12 protein-coding genes and 1 pseudogene are annotated in these 17,690 nt (G+C 43.6%); 7 read left to right on the top strand and 6 right to left on the bottom strand.

All coding sequences use genetic code 11. The annotated features are described in order from the left end of the window. Positions 1 to 213 precede the first annotated feature (213 nt). Positions 214 to 2,571, top strand: coding sequence for a hypothetical protein (locus V7K56_RS29495; RefSeq protein ID WP_334916379.1), 2,358 nt, complete (start codon positions 214 to 216; stop codon positions 2,569 to 2,571). Between the two features lie 79 nt (positions 2,572 to 2,650). Here the strand turns inward: V7K56_RS29495 and V7K56_RS29500 are convergent, their stop codons facing one another. Beyond that, positions 2,651 to 2,845, bottom strand: a complete 195-nt coding sequence (locus tag V7K56_RS29500; RefSeq protein WP_334916381.1) for a hypothetical protein — start codon at positions 2,843 to 2,845, stop codon at positions 2,651 to 2,653. A gap of 934 nt (positions 2,846 to 3,779) precedes the next feature. Between V7K56_RS29500 and thrC the strand changes: the two genes are divergently transcribed. Continuing rightward, positions 3,780 to 4,871 carry a threonine synthase gene (gene thrC, locus V7K56_RS29505; protein WP_334916383.1) on the top strand — a complete coding sequence of 364 codons (1,092 nt, stop codon included), beginning with the start codon at positions 3,780 to 3,782 and terminating at the stop codon, positions 4,869 to 4,871. A 151-nt stretch (positions 4,872 to 5,022) separates the two neighbouring features. Here thrC and V7K56_RS29510 read toward each other — a convergent pair whose 3' ends face one another. Beyond that, positions 5,023 to 5,484: a hypothetical protein gene (locus V7K56_RS29510; protein WP_334916385.1), complete on the bottom strand. Its 462-nt coding sequence runs from the start codon at positions 5,482 to 5,484 to the stop codon at positions 5,023 to 5,025. Positions 5,485 to 5,666: 182 nt separating this feature from the next. On the opposite strand from V7K56_RS29510, the gene V7K56_RS29515 reads away from it, so the two are divergent. From V7K56_RS29515 to V7K56_RS29525, 3 genes are all read left to right on the top strand, one after another. Then, positions 5,667 to 6,566 carry a YihY/virulence factor BrkB family protein gene (locus tag V7K56_RS29515; protein ID WP_334916388.1) on the top strand — a complete coding sequence of 300 codons (900 nt, stop codon included), beginning with the start codon at positions 5,667 to 5,669 and terminating at the stop codon, positions 6,564 to 6,566. An 87-nt stretch (positions 6,567 to 6,653) separates the two neighbouring features. Beyond that, positions 6,654 to 7,160 carry a DUF4112 domain-containing protein gene (locus V7K56_RS29520; RefSeq protein WP_334916390.1) on the top strand — a complete coding sequence of 169 codons (507 nt, stop codon included), beginning with the start codon at positions 6,654 to 6,656 and terminating at the stop codon, positions 7,158 to 7,160. 19 nt (positions 7,161 to 7,179) lie between these two features. Continuing rightward, positions 7,180 to 8,112: an alpha/beta fold hydrolase gene (locus V7K56_RS29525; protein ID WP_334916392.1), complete on the top strand. Its 933-nt coding sequence runs from the start codon at positions 7,180 to 7,182 to the stop codon at positions 8,110 to 8,112. Positions 8,113 to 8,342: 230 nt separating this feature from the next. Here the strand turns inward: V7K56_RS29525 and V7K56_RS29530 are convergent, their stop codons facing one another. Then, the gene (locus V7K56_RS29530) at positions 8,343 to 11,648 is read right to left on the bottom strand and encodes a TIR domain-containing protein (RefSeq protein WP_334916394.1); all 3,306 of its coding nucleotides are present in this window, start codon (positions 11,646 to 11,648) and stop codon (positions 8,343 to 8,345) included. 208 nt (positions 11,649 to 11,856) lie between these two features. Here V7K56_RS29530 and V7K56_RS29535 point away from each other — a divergent pair. Beyond that, positions 11,857 to 12,081, top strand: a pseudogene (locus V7K56_RS29535) (IS4 family transposase); the annotation flags it as partial. Between the two features lie 676 nt (positions 12,082 to 12,757). Here the strand turns inward: V7K56_RS29535 and V7K56_RS29540 are convergent. Both V7K56_RS29540 and V7K56_RS29545 read right to left on the bottom strand, forming a co-directional pair. Continuing rightward, positions 12,758 to 13,408 (bottom strand): hypothetical protein, encoded by a 651-nt coding sequence (locus V7K56_RS29540; RefSeq protein ID WP_334916398.1) that lies wholly within the window; start codon positions 13,406 to 13,408, stop codon positions 12,758 to 12,760. A gap of 200 nt (positions 13,409 to 13,608) precedes the next feature. After that, positions 13,609 to 14,709, bottom strand: coding sequence for a D-alanine--D-alanine ligase family protein (locus V7K56_RS29545; RefSeq protein WP_334916400.1), 1,101 nt, complete (start codon positions 14,707 to 14,709; stop codon positions 13,609 to 13,611). A gap of 379 nt (positions 14,710 to 15,088) precedes the next feature. Here V7K56_RS29545 and V7K56_RS29550 point away from each other — a divergent pair, with 379 nt between their 5' ends. Further along, positions 15,089 to 16,780 carry an NAD-binding protein gene (locus V7K56_RS29550; RefSeq protein WP_334916403.1) on the top strand — a complete coding sequence of 564 codons (1,692 nt, stop codon included), beginning with the start codon at positions 15,089 to 15,091 and terminating at the stop codon, positions 16,778 to 16,780. Between the two features lie 277 nt (positions 16,781 to 17,057). On the opposite strand, the gene def is transcribed toward V7K56_RS29550, so the two are convergent. Further along, positions 17,058 to 17,588, bottom strand: coding sequence for a peptide deformylase (def, locus tag V7K56_RS29555; protein WP_322702138.1), 531 nt, complete (start codon positions 17,586 to 17,588; stop codon positions 17,058 to 17,060). Between the last annotated feature and the right edge of the window lie 102 nt (positions 17,589 to 17,690).

Consider the following 17,690-nt stretch of genomic DNA (forward strand, 5'->3'; position numbering starts at 1 on the left):
TTTTTTATACTCTGCTCACATACTTAAGTGAAGAGTGTATTCGCGATCGTCTAGCGTTCACATGGGGACATTTACGGATTTTGTCCCAAATTAGACTTAATGCTTCTAGGCAACTTTTGAAAGGGCGAGTATAACAGGGTATTGGATATTAGGGACTGGGGACTAGGAAAGAGTTTCTCAATCCCTAATCCTCAATTCTTTAATTCCGAATCTATGGCAAATCGTTCACGTAAGCTGAAGCCAAAAGCCTCTAAACCGAATCAACCTTGTACTGGTGCGATGAAACGCGTCGTTAAAAAACCCCAGAAGAAGCTAAAACGAGGAAGTTGGTTGTCATCAATATTAGCGATCGCAATTATCTTAAGTAGTGCTAGTCTAATTATGGCTTTTGCTTGGATTAGTGTTCTCTTCATCTTCAATCCAGACGAGGTAAGCTGGCTAAATAAAATTTTACCTGCATGGGCACAAATCCCCCTTGGTAAACACGAACGCCCCCAAACTCTCAAACAAATTCAACTCGATTTGAGTAAAAAAAACCAAATATTTGGGGAAACTCTACCTTTACATCAAGATGTGAAAACCTCATTTTTACTACCAGTTTTTCAGCAACGTGCTAATTGTCAATCTGATTGTGAAGAACTGGTAGAACTCAGGGTTTACGAGCGCTCAGAAGAGTTAGAGTTTAAATCTCAGTCAGAAAATTACTACTATCTAACGACTCAATTATCTATAACTGGCCCAGATGAATCCTTTGTGATTTCTTCTTTGCTTGATGGAACATCAGAACCCCAGGATATCAGTATTCCCCTACCTTTAACTGAAGTGCAACGCTTTGAAGGTAAGACACCATCATCAGGGGTTTGGTTTGATTTGCGGGGTAAACGCCAACAAGCAGCTGGTTCTATCGGCTACGGTTACGTCGTATACTACAATCCAGAACGCACGAATTTACTACAAATGTTGTCTTGGACTAGTCCTAATGGACAATTGCCCAAATGGCAACAGGTAACTGGTGATAGTACAAAAGAGTTAGTTGTCGATCAAACAGTAGGTTTAGAACCGCACTTACAGGTTTACCAAGTCAAGCCTCTAAAGTTATTCCTCAAACCAATTCAATTGGAGGCAATTACCCTCAAATCATCAACCTTCAAGGATTCTGGATACCAAAACGCCTTGTCGATTGCCCGTAACGGATTGTGGACACCAGCTTTTGAATGGTTGAAATTCATCAATAAACAGCGCAAAGGAGTTTTACCAGAAGCGGTGCAAGCACAAATGGATTTGATTCGCTTGCATTCCCAACTTACTAAAATTCAAGCCCAGAAAATTTGGGCCAGTCCTAGTCAAGAAGTGCTGGCAGATTTGATTGATGGTCGCTGGGAGAAAGCTTTACACGTGTTTGAAGCATCGCCACATAATGCCCAAGAAATTGCGACTCTACTCAAAGCTGATGAAAAACGGTTGTGGAATCGCACAGTGGCGGCGTTGCAGGTAAACCCAAATAGACGAGAGGTGCAAGCTTGGTTTGCGTTGATTTTAGCAGTTCACAGAGGAAAAGAACACGCTAATTCTTGGTTAAAGACGCAACCAAAAATTACAAAAGAGAATCTTGCCTATATTCAAGGTTTGTTGGCAAGACTCAATGGTAAGGGGACATCGCAAATATCCTCTACTCATTTTAGTCAAATTGTTGGTACGGTGCAACCAATCACTCAAGTTACAAACACCGAATGGCTGCAACCAAATTCCTTAGCAGATTTGAAACTTACGGATAATCAAGTTTGGTATCAGGTGGAGATAAGTGCATTTAATGACGGGAAACGCTGGCTAAATTTCCCCTTTGAGAATTTCAACCCACCGAAAACTGACGCCGCCAAATTTTTCTGGAAAACTTTGGGAATTACTTCTGACCCAGAAATCCAGATTGTAGTCTGGTTGCCAAATGGAGAGCAAAAAATTACTATAGCCGCTATCAAAGCGGTGCAACTACGGGGTAAAGTTTTACGCCTATTAGCTGCTGGTCCAAAAATTCCAGAGAATCAAAATGATGTTCTCCAGCCCAAACCTTTAGCCTTGACAAATGCAGCACTGGAATGGGTACAACCATCTCCAATTACTTTACAAGAGCTGCATCAACAAAATCCCCAAGGGGTGAAGGTAATACTATCGAGTTTGTGGCAATCTTTACAAAAATCTGGCGAAGTTCCTGCTGGTGCTATTCCTAGCTTTGAACAGATGCAAGAAAAATTAGGTGATTGGCCCGTTCAAGTGATTGATTTAACAAATAACGCTCAACCAGAAATAATACTGACTATCTCACCAGAAGCAATAGCATCCTTGAATCAGCCGACACCTAAAACTCAGAGAAAAAACACAGAACAAGGCCGTGACCGGACTATAATTTTCTCTGATGGAAATAAAATCATTTACACTGATTTTACAGGAAATTACTTACAAAGACTCTCTGCGATCGCCAAGCTTTCAGGGGTGCAATCCTTAGCTTTACTGGTAGAAAATACTTCTAACTACAGTTTAAGGCGCTGGTCAGAAAAAAATCAGCGCTTTGAATAGCACACCCCTGACTCAAATTTCCTCTTTACTCAAATTTAGATTAAACAGAGGAAAAGCGATCGCTATCGACAAGACTGACTTATTCTTCTTTTTGGTTGGTTTCGGCTTGACGTTGGTGCTTCAGGTTTTCCAATTGCTGCAACAGAGAGTCTACCTCTGCTTGTAAATGCATCAATTTAGCTTGCTGATCGTCTTGATAATAAGACTTGGTTAACTTACTGACCCAGGCAGTCTGGGACTCGCGATCAGAAACACTAGATAAATAAGTAGGCATCGCTAATAAAATCCACAATTTAACTCACACCATTAGAGATATTATAATAATGCTCTTTTAAGCTTTATTAAATTATTGTATATTTTCAATCAATTACTCTAATGGATTTTGGGTTCGATCATAAAAGACGGTGATTATAATGGCTCTGTTCCAAAAAAAACACTGACCCAAGTGTGTAAAGCTTGCTTCCACTGGACGGTACTTAGGAATAGTTAATTTATACTCTGTCAGTTATGGTTGTACAAACAATTATCGCCGTTTTTGAGGAATTTACGCAAGAAATTATATATAGACTATATCAAGAATTATGCTAAATCATGAAAAAACGTAGGGCGAAGCACTTGCCCTTGGTGTAGTCTCTCGTAAAAAGGTAGGTAGAAGGCTATCATCAAAAAAAGACAGTCTATTAAGTATTTTCCTATCCTCACTGAAGCGAATAGGGTGGGAAAATACATAGATGGACTTGACTAAAATAATTCACTAAAAGCGACTTTAACCACGGTTAAATAAGAGTTTCAGAGATTTATGAGGTAAGTCTGATATGGGAATTTGGTTTGATTACTGAATTTACTTGTATGGACAGAGAACAGAGAATAGGGAATAGGATAGATGCATACTGAGTTTTGTTCAAAAGTTAAACAAGAGTCCTAATAGATTTGCAGATGATTTTTCACCTCGTCAGTCTCCTCTAAGCTAGTTTATTGAACCAGGTCGCCGTGGCGGTTTATGATAAATTAACGTTCTAAATAAAAATAGCAAGTGAAACGCCTGCACTATACAAAATAATATTCTTAACAAGATTCTTTTGGATTAGGGAACTTCTAAACAGGCAACTGGTAACGAAAAATCTACTTTCTTCCTGTTTCCTATTTTGCACTTCCCGATCCCACCCTTTCTAAATATCCAATCCTTACACTAAGAAGTTTTAAATCCTGTGACTTTGAGCCTGTCTGTTGCTACATCTCATCGCCAACCCTGGCCCGGACTGATAGAAGCCTATCGCGAATACTTGCCTGTCAGCGAAAAAACACCAATTGTCACTCTGTTGGAGGGCAACACACCTCTAATACCAGTGCCAGCGATCGCAGAACGCATTGGCAGACAAGTACGGGTTTTTGTAAAATATGACGGTTTGAATCCCACGGGCAGCTTCAAAGACCGGGGGATGACTATGGCAATTTCCAAGGCTAAGGAAGCAGGAGCAAAAGCAGTAATTTGTGCTAGCACGGGCAATACCTCAGCCGCCGCCGCCGCTTATGCCAGACGTGGAGGCATGAATGCCTTTGTACTAATTCCCGACGGTTATGTGGCACTGGGCAAGTTAGCTCAAGCATTACTGTATGGCGCAGAAGTATTGGCAATTAAAGGTAATTTCGACCAAGCTTTAGAAATTGTCCGCGAGATGTCCGAAAGCTATCCGATTACTTTGGTAAATTCGGTCAATCCTTACAGGCTAGAAGGACAGAAAACAGGAGCCTTTGAAATTGTCGATGCATTGGGTGATGCACCAGACTGGTTGTGTATTCCCGTGGGAAATGCCGGAAATATCACAGCATATTGGATGGGCTTTTGTCAATATCATCAAGCCAGAAAGTGCGATCGCTTACCCCGGATGATGGGATTCCAAGCCGCAGGAGCAGCCCCTTTAGTCCACGGTCAGCCAGTGGCGCATCCCGAAACTCTAGCGACAGCAATTCGCATCGGCAACCCTGCAAGTTGGGAATTAGCGATCGCGGCACAAACCGCCAGCCAGGGAAATTTCCACGCCGTTACCGATACAGAAATTCTCGATGCTTATCGACTTTTGGCAGCATCAGAAGGTATCTTCTGCGAACCTGCTAGCGCCGCTTCTGTAGCTGGGTTGTTACAGGTGAAAGACCAAATTCCCACAGGAGCGACAGTAGTTTGTGTCCTCACAGGCAATGGTCTAAAAGACCCAGATACAGCCATTAAACACAATCACAGTCAATTTCAACAGGGTATTACGGCGGAACTCGGCGCAGTAGCCAAGGCAATGGGATTTTAGGGCATTGGGCATTGGGCATTGGCCAAACAGGGCATGAAGAAGAGACAAGGTAGACAAGGAAGAGGGGGAGACTTGGGAGAGACTTGTTCAATAATTCTCCCTTGTCCCCCTTGTCCTCACTGTCCCTGTGCTCCTCTGCTCCCCTGCTCCCCTACTCCCCCTTTTTCCCTGCCCCAGCTCGTTCGCGTGTCAAGCTATCAATAGCATCACCCAAGGCAGTAGTCAGGCTATTACGAGTTTGGGCATGATTGTTCTGCTCAGTTTTCAAAGCTTGTAAGAGGCGATCGCGTTCTTTGATCGCGGTGATGAGTTTAGCTTGCAAATCTTCTACAGATTTTAGCTGTTCTATTTCTTGTTGAATCGCTACTGGTGTCCCAGCAGCGAGTGTCTCTATTTCAAAACCTTGAAGTTTATGTAGTTCTGCCTTGAGGGAGGCGATCACCTGTTGAGACAGTTGGGTATCTGTGCGGCGTTGTTCTGCTTCTGTGTTGTAAAGCTGACGCCATTTTTGGGCACTTTCCCAAGCCGTATCGCGATCGTGTTGCAGTTGTGCCATCTGCTCTTTAATTACCTGGATTTCTGTCAACCACTGTTGTGTTAAATCTTGATTCATAGATTAATAGTCATTAGTCAATGGTCAGTACAGACGCGATTAATCGCGTCTGTACAATAGTCATTATTTAGAAACTCTGCCCCACTCCCCACTCGGTATTCTTGCGGTAGAAAGATAGATGCGATCGCTACGCAAAATTTAGCACAGTAGTTAATCAACCCAACCAGTTTTAACTCTAAATCATGCCAAAGCCTCGTTTTATCCGCTTCTTTCGTCACCTCAATTGGCGCACGCTCAAAAAAACTTTTTCCAGGACTATCGAAAGGCGACTTTTGGGACTTGCCTCAGAAATCGCCTTTAATGCCATGCTATCGCTGTTTCCAGCAATTCTGGCTATCCTCACAGCCATTGGCTTATTGGCAGAGTCTTTACAAAACACCTTTAAACAATTAGCGGCACAACTAAGTCAAGTCCTACCTGAACAAGCCCTGGATCTGATTAGTAATTTTGCCACCACAGAAATTACCAACTCCAAAAATAGCGGCTTATTTTCTCTAAGCTTTGTATTAGCAATTTGGACTGCTTCTGGGGCGGTGAGTACTGCGATGACAGCCCTCGATCAAATTCATCAAATTCCTTCAGAAAACATCCGCCCCTTTTGGAAAGCCAAACTTGTCTCTCTGGGATTAACAGTTGGTACTATGTTGCTTTTAATATTGGCTTCTTTCTCAGTGTTTACCAGCGATTGGCTATTAAGAATGGTAGCGCGCGAAAATAGTTCTTTAATCTTTTTGTTGCATCTTTGGCTGCTGTTACGCTGGCCTTTAACTTTAAGTATTGTTGCTATTGCCTTTAGCTTTGTCTATCGCTATGGTCCAAGCGAGTGGAACTCAGGCACACCAATGATGCCTGGAGCAATTTTAGCAGCTGTTTTTTGGGCAATGTTGTCTGCCCTATTTCGGCTGTATGTGGCGAATTTTGGCAATTATAATAAAGTATATGGTGCTGTAGGAGCTGTGATAGTTTTAATGCTTTGGCTGTCAATGAGTGCTGCTGTTCTGTTAATCGGCGATCAGTTGAACGTGACTGTCGGCGAAGATATGCGCTTAAAAGCCCAGCCGCAATCGCAAAAGAAATATTAATTCGTAAATCCTTGAGAAAATTATTGCAAAAGCTCAGTAGGGGAGTAAAATATCTAACGATTCAATCCAAAATTAGCGATCGCCTCTATGTCTGATTCTCCTCCTCGATTTTCGATGATTGAACCTGATGCCAAAGCACCCACTTTGAAGCGCCTGCGTCAGTTAAGTCGGCTGTTGGATAATGCTATTACCATTCCTGGCACAAAGATTGGTTTTGGTATAGATCCAATTTTAGGACTCATACCAATTGGTGGTGATTTTTTGGGAATAATGTTTTCTAGCTACATCATTCTAGAAGCAGCGCGGCTAGGCGTATCTAGAGCCACTCTAGGTAAAATGATTTTGAACGTAATCATTGATGGCCTAGTAGGCGCTGTCCCAGTTTTGGGAGACTTTTTTGATTTTGCCTGGAGAGCTAACACTAATAATGTCAAGCTCTTGGAAGAACACTTAAAGTTTCCCAGCGAGCAAAAGAGTGCAGACAGGTGGTTTATCTTTGCCGTTTTGGCTGGATTATTGCTCATCTCCATTGTCTTAGTAGCATTGCCCGTGATCCTAATTAGAATCCTGTGGAACGCCTTTACAGGCGGTTAAATTGTTTATTGATAAAAGAATGAAAGATTGGTGGCAAGCTACTTTTCCCAAAGGGCGGCAAAGTCTAATTATTAGTGATGCTAAAGGATATCCTATACAAATTGCTTATGGCGAAAGAGGTAGAGGTAAACCGTTAATTTTATTACATGGTATGGGGAGTTGGAGCTACAATTGGCGCCACAGCGTAGCACCATTATCTAAATATTACCGAGTAATTTGTTTTGATGCCAAAGGTTTTGGTTTTTCCGAAAAACCATTGTTGCGTAAAGAACACAACGGTCATCAAGTTATTGAGTTTCAAAGAATTATTCAGGCATTATGTGATGAACCCGCAGTGATTGTAGCCGAATCTTTGGGGGGATTAGTTGCCCTTGCCCTTGCTCAAGAAAATCCGCAGTTAATCGGACGGCTTATAGTAGTAAACGTACCTGTTTTTGCCGAACAGCTACCCCATTGGGCTATGTGGTTGCTTGCCCAAACGCCTCTAGAAGTAATACAAACAATTGACTCTTTACGTCTGGCATATCTATTTGCACCTCTATTTAGAGAAGTTATGGCAATAGAAAGACGTGGGGTATTATTCGATCCTTCAATTTTGACGCAGGAAGATATCTATTGGATAACTTACCCGTTTACTGAATTGCCTGGTACAATCGCAAAAGTTGCTGAAGAGTTACAAATAGCCGCGCGAGAAATTGAGAATTGGCAAGCAAATAAGCCAAATATGCTTACTAAAATTCAAAATAACCTGAGTGCAATTAAGTGTCCTACACTAGTTTTATGGGGTGAGCAAGATAGTTGGTTTCCTGCTAGTCATGGTAAAAAATTACATCAACATATCCCCAATTCCAAATTACAGATTTTATCTAACTGCTGTCATGATGCTTCAAGTGGGGCTTCTGAGGTGTTGAATAAAACGATTCTTGAGTTTTTACAAGATACTAACTTCTAAAGAAGAATTCAGAAGCCAGAATTCAGAATTCAGTAATCTTCAAATAGGGGTTTTAAATCCCGTGATTCAGACGTTCTCTACGTTCGCGCCGCGTGTTGCAGATAGACGATGCGCGTAGCTTGCTTCTGTGCAGGAGTGCTACTGTTGCACTATATACCAGTTGCACAAAGTTCATTCTAACTCCTGAATCTTAGTGGTGCAGATACAAATACTGAAGTTAAAACAACAGCCTAAGCCAACAAACGATTACGTTGATTCACCAGATTCAAAGCCGTAAATGGTTCACCATCAAATTCAATTTGCCTTTTTCGTTTGCCGTGCTTTGCTAGATAGTCAGATACATTCATCCAACGGATTTGTTGATCCGAAGTACGGATGACAAGCATCACCGGATAATTTTGGCTGTCGGGATACCAGTATTGAGCGTAGCTTGGTTTAGAGAAAATCTCTTTACCGTCTCTTTTGCGCTTATATAGATACGAGTCTCCAGACTTAAGGTGCAGATAAACTCGCTTGCCACTGGGTTTTCCTTGGTCGTTTTTGAACTCGATCTCACCATCAATGCCGCAGTTAGAGTTTGAGATTTGGCGAAAGATTTGTCCTGCCTCCCCAGCAATCGCATAGGCATGTCCCATCAAAATCAGTTCTCTGCTTTGGTTATCAATCCCGGCTTGGGATTGAGCTTCTAGTTTACGGACTCGCTCTTGGAACTCCGGTGAGGCAAATTTTTCCTCAATTAAGTCCCGAAGGGGAACTCGCTCCTCACAATAGACACAGGGAATGTCTTTTCTGCCTTCTTCTAAGCGTCTCTGAACCGCTTTGAAATTTTCGACAGGGGTGCTACAGTCGAGGCAAACATAGTGGCGATCGCGATGCACGTCCGTACCTTTTTGGAATAGGTGCTCATGGACGTATCGAATAAATGTAACTTTAGTGTCGATGGGAATTTGAGGGTCACAGTAGACCATTAACTCTGCCGAGCCTTCCCGCTTCTTTGTCAATTTAAAGCCAATTTGCTGATCTGCAGGACTTTTGAAGTCTGCGGCAAATTTCCAGAGACGGTCATTGTCAAAGGCTGACGTATGATGCAGGCGCACCACTAGGGTTGCATAAATCTCTTCAATCCCTCCCTTAAACCGATAGCTCACTATCGGGGCGGGATGATCTTCCAGGTCAGGACGTTCGCGTTTGAAGAATGACGGCAATACGAGTTGCGTTCCCTGTTCGGTTTCTTCTCTTAAGCAGATGCCATAATTTACTAGGGTTTGATGCATTGCCCGCAGTACAATGGCTTCGTCGTCAGGGGGTAGCCGCTTCATGTCTTGAAAATCCAAATTGGCGTCGAGGATATCTTGCTCCAGGATGCAGCCAATTTCTTCGGGGTGTTCGCGAACCTTACGCACCAAGGCTGAGGCATAAGCGTTGATGCGTTCGGGCTGAAGCAGCACAAAATCGCCAAACTCAAGCTTCCAAACTAATCCTGGCCCAGCCAGCAGACCGACAACCGCCCGTAGCTCTTGAATTGTGAAGGATTGATTCGGCAGACGGAGTTCAAACTGCTGCTTGAGTTCCGCCATCCGGAGCAGAACCTTATCTTCGTCCCTCAGCTTGATGATTTCCTCTTTGAGGGTTTTGAACGTTTGGGTGGTCGCTGTCCAGGGGATAGAATCCCAATCGATGTTTTCGATAATGGCCTGGAGCAGGTCGTCGCAACCAGCACCCGTTTGAGCACTGGTTTCCAGGTAAGTGGCAAAGCCTCGCTCTTTTTGAAATTCCTCAATGCCATTTTTGCTGACCATCAAGCCGCCTCGGTCACAGCGACCCGCAACCAGCAGCTTTTTGAAAGCGCGACGAGACGCTTTTTCTAAGTCGCTGTCCCACTGTCCTAGCCCTTCAAAGGGATTGTCTTGCTGGGGATTAAACACCAGTACCGCAAGCTGGGTTTCATCCATAAATAGCTGATGGATAAGGCGATAGTCTGGCTGTCCGGCAAAGTCCCATAGCCAAATCTCGCGGGCGGTATTTGAGGTGTTGGTGTCTTGGGATAGCTTGAACTGAGAAGCCCAGTGAGCATCAGTGGAGATTGTCGGTTCAAAGGTCTTACGGGTGAGGCGCAGAGCTAGCCCAGATTTGCCGACGCCGGTATCCCCCGCAAAAATGACTTTGGCATTGGTGTAGCGCGTTCCGAGAGTGGCTTCGCTCCAACTATCAGGCTCAGGTAGTTGCCAAATCCTCAGCGTTTTTGCCGAACTCGATATAACGGTTTTGCCATCGGGAGTAATCGCAACTCCGTACACCACATCCGTGTGGCCTGCAAACGTGGCCCGGCATTGTCCAGTAGCTAAATCCCAAACCTTGAGGGTAGCATCCCCAGACCCCGAGACAACGGTTTTGCCATCGGGAGTAATCGCAACTACGTGCACACTATACGTGTGGCCTTCAAACGTGGCTCGGCATTGTCCAATAGCTAAATCCCAAACTTTGAGGGTCTCATCGCTAGACCCCGATACAACGGTCTTGCCATCGGGAGTAATCGCAACTGCGAGCACAGCATCCGTGTGACCTGCAAACGTGGCTCGGCTTTGTCCAGTAGCTAAATCCCAAGCCTTGAGGGTAGCATCCTCAGACCCCGATACAACTGTCTTGCCATCGGCAGTAATAGCAACTCCGAACACAGTATCCGTGTGGCCTGCAAACGTGGCTCGGCATTTTCCAGTAGCTAAATCCCAAACTTTGAGGGTATCATCCATAGACCCCGATACAACGGTCTTGCCATCGGGAGTAATCGCAACTCCGAACACAGTATCCGTGTGGTCTGCAAACGTGGCTCGGCATTCTCCAGTAGCTAAATCCCAAGCCTTGAGGGTAGCATCCTCAGACCCCGATACAACTGTCTTGCCATCGGCAGTAATAGCAACTCCCAACACATCATCCATGTGCTCTGCAAACGTGGCTCGGCATTCTCCACTAGCTAAATCCCAAACCTTGAGGGTAGCATCCCCAGACCCGGAGATAACGGTCTTGCCATCGGGAGTAATGGCTATGTATAGAATATGACTATCTTGTTTAAGAACTATTGACTCCTGGATAATAGAGTCCATTGACGGAGCAGATTCTGATGGTTCAACTTCTCGCCCTCGGCATGTAGCTAAAAGCTTGTCGTAAGTCTCATCCGATGTATTGCGCCAGTCGATGTAGAGAAACTGGGCAATAATGTTGGGCGGTTCACAATCAGCAATCAAAATGGGAATGAAGCGACGTTGGGTATTGGTAGGATCGCGAAATAAAAGTGATAGGTGTTCTAGCTTGCCCCACTCAGATTTAAAGTAGTTAGGCGACATGCACATCAGCAGTGTGCGTGACTGCTCTACTCCCTGCTGAATCTTGAGCGGTATTGAGTCTCCCGGTTCAATCACCCAGGCATCAAGCCATACCCGGACAGCATCGTTCTTTAGCCTTTTTGCCAAGTCATGAACAATAACCTTGTCTTTTGTGCTGTAGCTCAGGAAAACATCAAATGCAAACTGATTATTCATGGCTCAATTGGGCAGCTTGATAGAACTATCATCATGATGTTTGTTCTTTTACCAATCACAAAGCTGGTTCAGCATTTCTACTCTCCAGTGCTAAAGCACGATTTTTACCAACCCAAAGATACGGCTCCTGCTTAAACTGCATAAACAAGACCTTATAGCAATAGCAAAGTTCCAAGAAAAACTTGCTCAATATTTAACAATAGCACGAGTGGCTGCTGCCACCCTGATTGCCATTGCCGTTGCTCTGGTTGTCGTGCGTGAATCTCGACGCAAAATGCTCGACTGGCATAGTCTGCGGGGATTAAGTTTTTTACAATTAGGATTACGCGAAATTGAACGTTTATGTTATCAACGCCTCCCAATTCCCCTATTAGCGACCTTACCTCGAAAGAGTCCTCAACCTGCCACTGCTTCACTAAAAAAACGAACGTAGATAGAGCAACAAATTAAGTTCTCCCATGCTATTGTGTTCTCAACTAGAGACTCCGGAAACTTTTCTGCACCACTAAGCTCCTAAATTTTGAATTCTGGCTCCCGACTCCTGAATTCTGTTTCAATAAAAAGAGAGTGGGAGGAAGCATATCAGTCAGCTTTCAAACTCCCACTCTACCATTTGCTGCTGAAGCGAACAGGAATGTATACAGACGTTACCCGCTACTTGGGGGCTAATGCGTAGTTCAACAACAACGCCTGCACGCATTTAATATTCCTGTTGCAGCAAATGCCAAACCTATTTATTAATTTATTTACTGAGATAAATACTCTGCAAATAATTGTTAGAGATAGCTTTTTATTTTTGTAAATCACTTAATAAATAGTGTTTTACAAAAGGAATTTGCTTAGGTAGTAGTCCCTGATAATCAAACCCTTGAAGTCGTTTATCTTCATATAATTTAACTTGAATAATCAAAAGCTGGTTGCCATTTTGGCAAGTTTTTAAATATTCCTAATTGCTCATATCTAACTTTTTAAAAGCAGTTAGACTGCTATATAGCAAATAAATTATTAGTACATAACAAGATTCCCGACTTCTTAGAGAAAGTCGGGAATCTAAGCCAAGCTAATTGGCAAAAAGTGTTAATTTAACGGAGTTTTACTTTACAGTAGTATTAATACTGACGTAAAATAGCAGACAATGAACTATTTTTACGAAGATCCATCAAGTCTGCTAAAGGTTCTGTGCGCGTATCTAGGTGGTGCTTGTGTTCTGCTGGTAGAACAGTTACTAGATGCTTTGGTTTAGGTTGCATCTGCATAAGAGGCATTAGTTGTGGCTGTGGCACAAAAATTGGCTGATTCTTGGGAAGTGGTGGTTCCAATTTTTGGTAATGCTTCTGTGCCAAGCGTACCTGATGGCGATTAACCTGTTTTTGAACTTTTTGCGGTTGCTTTGTGCGGTTAAGTACTCGGAAAATCAGCAAGGAACCACCACCACAACTGAGAACGATCGCAGCCACCATCCATAAAGGTGTAGGATTGCTATTCTCAGAGAGCGGACTAATTGGTTCTTCAACTATAACTGGGATTTTTTCTGGTTCTTCTTGTGGCACGGGCCCAGCATTACCTAAACTATATAAAGCAAAGGCACTACCTCCCATAAACATGGCTAAACACCCGGTTAACAATAGCCAAGGATGATGTGCAACCAGATATATCAGAACATTCGAGCTGTTTTTTAGTCTCGATTTCCTATTTGTCAGCTCTGGAGTAGCCCTTTTTAATTGGGTTCGCTCGCGCTGTACACTCTGACTTTTTTCCATGATTACTTTCAGATTTGTACCCCTCTAGTCAATAAATTGTACTTGAGGAGTCAAGCATCAGGTATCCGTAACAAAATTTAGATTTAAGTAACTTTTTTGTAAAACATAAGCTACAAAATCTGGCTAAATTTTGCCAAAGTTCTGTATTTATGATGACTTTTTGCCGTAATAATCTGAAATCAGTTCGCTTATTTCTGCTCTCAGCTAGGAGAATGCCTTTCAAGAGCAAGTTGAATTAACCGATCAACTAATTCTGGAAAAGAAACTCCACTATGTGCCCAGAGTCGAGGATACATACTTGTCGCAGTAAAGCCTGGTAAGGTATTGATTTCGTTAATCAAAACTTCTTGTGTCGCTTCCACGTAGAAAAAATCTACCCTTGCCAACCCCGCAGCGTCAACAGCGGCAAAAGCTTGCAAAGCCATATCTTGGATTTGACGAGCGATCGCATCTGGAAGCTGTGCAGGTATCAGTAAATATGCTAGTCCTTCGGTATATTTAGTTTCATAGTCATAAAAATCACTGTCATATACAATCTCTCCAATGACAGAGGCTTGGGGTCGGTCGTTACCTAAAACGGCACACTCGACTTCTCTTGCGACGACACCAGCTTCTACAACTAGTCGGCGATCGTAACTGGCAGCACTATCTAAAGCGGCTTCTAATTCTGGGCGCGATCGCACTTTGGCAATACCCACTGATGAACCCAAATTCGCAGGCTTGACAAAAGCAGGATAACCTAATGTTGCCTCAATTTCATCACACAGTTTCGGAAATACGCAAGGATTAGACCAAACCTGCGCTCTAGTTACCGCCTTGTATTTTACCTGTGCTAGTCCCGCTTGCTCAAAAGCCATTTTCATAGCAATTTTATCCATTCCCATTGCCGAACCTAACACCCCAGAACCGACAAACGGGACTTGCATCAAAGTGAGTAACCCTTGAATTGTCCCATCTTCACCATTAGGGCCGTGGAGAATGGGAAACCAAACATCCACTTGAGAAACTTGAGAGGGAGATTGCCAATTGCTCAGGGTTTGGGCTTGAGGGTTGGATATCAGATTTACCTCAGAAGTTAATTCTGCCGATTCCAGCGGCGAACTGCCGCTTTCTAAAACCTTTTGGGGTGCTTCTCCCGCCAGCCAGCGTCCATCTTTTTGGATGTAAAAAGGCAGTATTTCGTACTTACTAGCATTTTGCTCTGCACTCAAGGCTTTAGCGATCGCCCGTGCTGAGTTGATCGAAACTTCATGTTCTCCTGAACGACCGCCAAACAGTAACCCCACCCGCATCTTAGTCATTTTCGGCTCCTTCACACTCCTCAAGCAGATAGCGTATCACAACCTACAAAAGTTGCCATATTTTTCTAAATTATTTTATTGAGAAAGGCAGAAGGCAGAAGGTAGGAGGCAGGGGGAAAACTGCCCTCTGTCTCCTGCCGCGACCAATCAGGGTGAATAGTTTAAGACCCTGACTCAACTCTCGTTTAGTGGCTCCAAATCATCCGGGGTCAAATCAAGAGATGATTTGCTTTTTTTGCCTCCTGCCCTCTGCCTCCTGCCCCCCGCCCCCAATTGAAGCAATCGTGTTGTCAGTTACAGTTATATTCCAGGAAAGTGGGCAAAATTATTAATAACTAACTAGAAATGCAGCCCTACCTGTAAAAGATGCTGCCGTTTCATGAAACCCAGAATTATTGTTTGTGGCTTAGGACTTACCGGATATAAAATCTTTCGTCTGCTGAGACACCAGGGAGCCTTCGTTGTTGGCATTCATCACCAATCTATCCCTGGTGAAACCGCAGGAGATGTGATTGTTGGAGATTTACAAGCAGCTTCTACCTTGACAGCAGCAGGAATTCAACAGGCACACACTTTAGTAATCGCTGGATCTAAAGATGCTCTGAATTTGTCTATTATGATGCAAGCGCGGGTGCTGAATCCCCAGATTCGGATTATCAACCGTTTTTATAATACAAACTTAGGAGAGCGCCTAGATCAAAGTTTGCCAGACCATTTGAGTATGAGTGTTGTGGGATTAGCAGCACCCGTATTCACCTTTGCAGCACTGGGAAACCGAGCGATTGGACAAATCAAATTATTTGAGCAAACTTGGCCGATTCACGAAGAATACATCGATGAAAACCACTTCTGGAAGGGTCGAAAGCTGAGTGAACTGTGGGAAGACCGATCGCGGATGTTGATTTATTACTTGCCAGTAAAAGGTGAGATGGATTTAGTGTCAGCTGTGATATCTGGACAAGAGATAAGAGTGGGCGATCGCTTAATTATTGGTACACAACCCCGCATCCGTTCTCCTCGGAGATCGTTGATTAAAAAACTGCTAAAAGTTCTGACTAATCTAAGGCTGTTTCAGCAACACGGGCGATCGGTACTGGTGGGTGCTATTGTACTATTGGCGGTTATTCTGATTGCTACATTCACCTATATGTCGACTGAGTTGAGTTTGTCTCCTGTCGATGCTCTATATTTTTCTGTCGGCATGATTACTGGAGCAGGTGGTAATGACAAAGTAGTAGAAAATGCTCCTAACAGTCTTAAGTTATTTACCGTTGTGATGATGCTGATTGGAGCAGTGGTGATTGGTATTTGGTATGCAATGCTCACAGATTTCGTCTTGGGAAGCCGCTTTAAGCAATTTTGGGATGCAGCCCGAATTCCCCAGCGATATCACTACATTGTCTGTGGCTTGAGTGGTATTGGGGTGAGAATTGTCCAGCAACTCCACGCCAACGGATATGAAGTTGTAGTAGTTGAACCCGACTCCAACAACAAATATATCAATACCGCCCGCGAACTAGGTATTCCCGTCATTCAAGGCGATGCCAGCTTCCGCACAATACTCAAAGCTAGCAATATAGAGTCTGCCACCGCAGTGCTTGCTGTTACTAACAATGATGCTACCAATCTGGAAATTGCCCTTAAAGCCAAAGGTTTAACACCCAGCATTCCAGTGATTGTTAATTATGCCGATCCTGATTTTGCTGGCATAGCACAACAGCTATTTGGCTTCGAGGCCGTATTGAGTCCGGCTGAACTAGCAGCTCCAGCTTTTGCTGCTGCTGCACTAGGGGGACGCATCCTCGGCAATGGCATCACAGCCGATAGTCTTTGGGTGGCTTTTGCAACTGTAATTACAGCTTCACATGCCTTTTGCGGTCAGTGGGTAAAAGATGTAGCCATGTCTACTGATTGTGTACCTTTGTACGTAGAAATAAACCACCAAAGTTTTCATGGGTGGGATTTATTAGAAACTAAACTCAATGTCGGTGATGTTTTATATATGACAATGCCAACAACACGGCTATATCAATTATGGCGGGGCGAGCAAGTTTGTGAATCACACGCTTAAATAATTAGTAATGACGCTCCTGCGGACGCTCGAGTACTCGCTAGCGCTTCTCTACAAGACGCTGTGCGTAGCTTGCTTCCCCGGAGGGGTACGCTAACGCTAACGCTGCACTAAGGTAATTTGTAATTCGTAATTAATACACTATGGCCGTAGCCACATAGGTTAGGACAGTGATGATTGCTCAAAGCTTTGAAGCAACTGGGTTTTTATTCAGCACGGGCTAAACGCCCCGCTGACGCTAACAGCACTTTGCTATACTTCCCACTCGCCACTCCATTTATTTGTTAACTACTCGTTGTTGATATTCTTGCTCAGTAATCATATCGAGAGTATTCTCTAGGCGATCAACAAATACGATACCGTCGAGATGGTCATATTCGTGTTGAAAAATCCGAGCGATAAAATCGGTTAATTCTTGCTTTTGTAAGTTGCCTTGAGAGTCAGTGTATTCCACTTCAATAGCTTGATACCGAGGAACTAACCCCCTAATTCCTGGAACACTTAAACAACCTTCCCAATCTTTGACAACTTCAGTTGAATGAGCAATGATTTTGGGATTAATCATCGCAGTAGGTTCCATTTCCGGGGCGTTGGGATACCTGGCATTAGGACGGGAAGCCACAATAAATAAACGATAGGATTGTGCTACTTGAGGCGCAGCAATTCCCACGCCGTTAGCCTTGGCAACAGTGGCGATTAAGTCTTCAATTAATTTTTGGATTTGCTCATCTTGAATATTTTCAACCCAAGCAGCTTTTTGGCGCAATGTTGGATTGCCTAATTGAATTATTGGGGCTAATTCAGTCATGATAAAACTCCTTTTAGGAATGGGTAATTGGGCATGGGGCATTGGAGGAGTGGAGTATGTCAGTTGTTTTTCAAATGACCAATGAAAAATGACAAATGACAA

This window comes from Nostoc sp. (genome assembly GCF_036917535.1).
Taxonomy (GTDB): Bacteria; Cyanobacteriota; Cyanobacteriia; order Cyanobacteriales; family Nostocaceae; genus Nostoc.

Bases quoted from the DNA above. Each gene is read 5' to 3' on its own strand.
- V7K56_RS29495 (WP_334916379.1), top strand. From the start codon at position 214: ATGGCAAATCGTTCACGTAAGCTGAAGCCAAAAGCCTCTAAACCGAAT.
- V7K56_RS29500 (WP_334916381.1), bottom strand. From the start codon at position 2,845: ATGCCTACTTATTTATCTAGTGTTTCTGATCGCGAGTCCCAGACTGCC.
- V7K56_RS29510 (WP_334916385.1), bottom strand. From the start codon at position 5,484: ATGAATCAAGATTTAACACAACAGTGGTTGACAGAAATCCAGGTAATT.
- V7K56_RS29515 (WP_334916388.1), top strand. From the start codon at position 5,667: ATGCCAAAGCCTCGTTTTATCCGCTTCTTTCGTCACCTCAATTGGCGC.
- V7K56_RS29520 (WP_334916390.1), top strand. From the start codon at position 6,654: ATGTCTGATTCTCCTCCTCGATTTTCGATGATTGAACCTGATGCCAAA.
- V7K56_RS29525 (WP_334916392.1), top strand. From the start codon at position 7,180: ATGAAAGATTGGTGGCAAGCTACTTTTCCCAAAGGGCGGCAAAGTCTA.
- V7K56_RS29530 (WP_334916394.1), bottom strand. From the start codon at position 11,648: ATGAATAATCAGTTTGCATTTGATGTTTTCCTGAGCTACAGCACAAAA.
- V7K56_RS29540 (WP_334916398.1), bottom strand. From the start codon at position 13,408: ATGGAAAAAAGTCAGAGTGTACAGCGCGAGCGAACCCAATTAAAAAGG.
- V7K56_RS29545 (WP_334916400.1), bottom strand. From the start codon at position 14,709: ATGACTAAGATGCGGGTGGGGTTACTGTTTGGCGGTCGTTCAGGAGAA.
- V7K56_RS29550 (WP_334916403.1), top strand. From the start codon at position 15,089: ATGAAACCCAGAATTATTGTTTGTGGCTTAGGACTTACCGGATATAAA.
- def (WP_322702138.1), bottom strand. From the start codon at position 17,588: ATGACTGAATTAGCCCCAATAATTCAATTAGGCAATCCAACATTGCGC.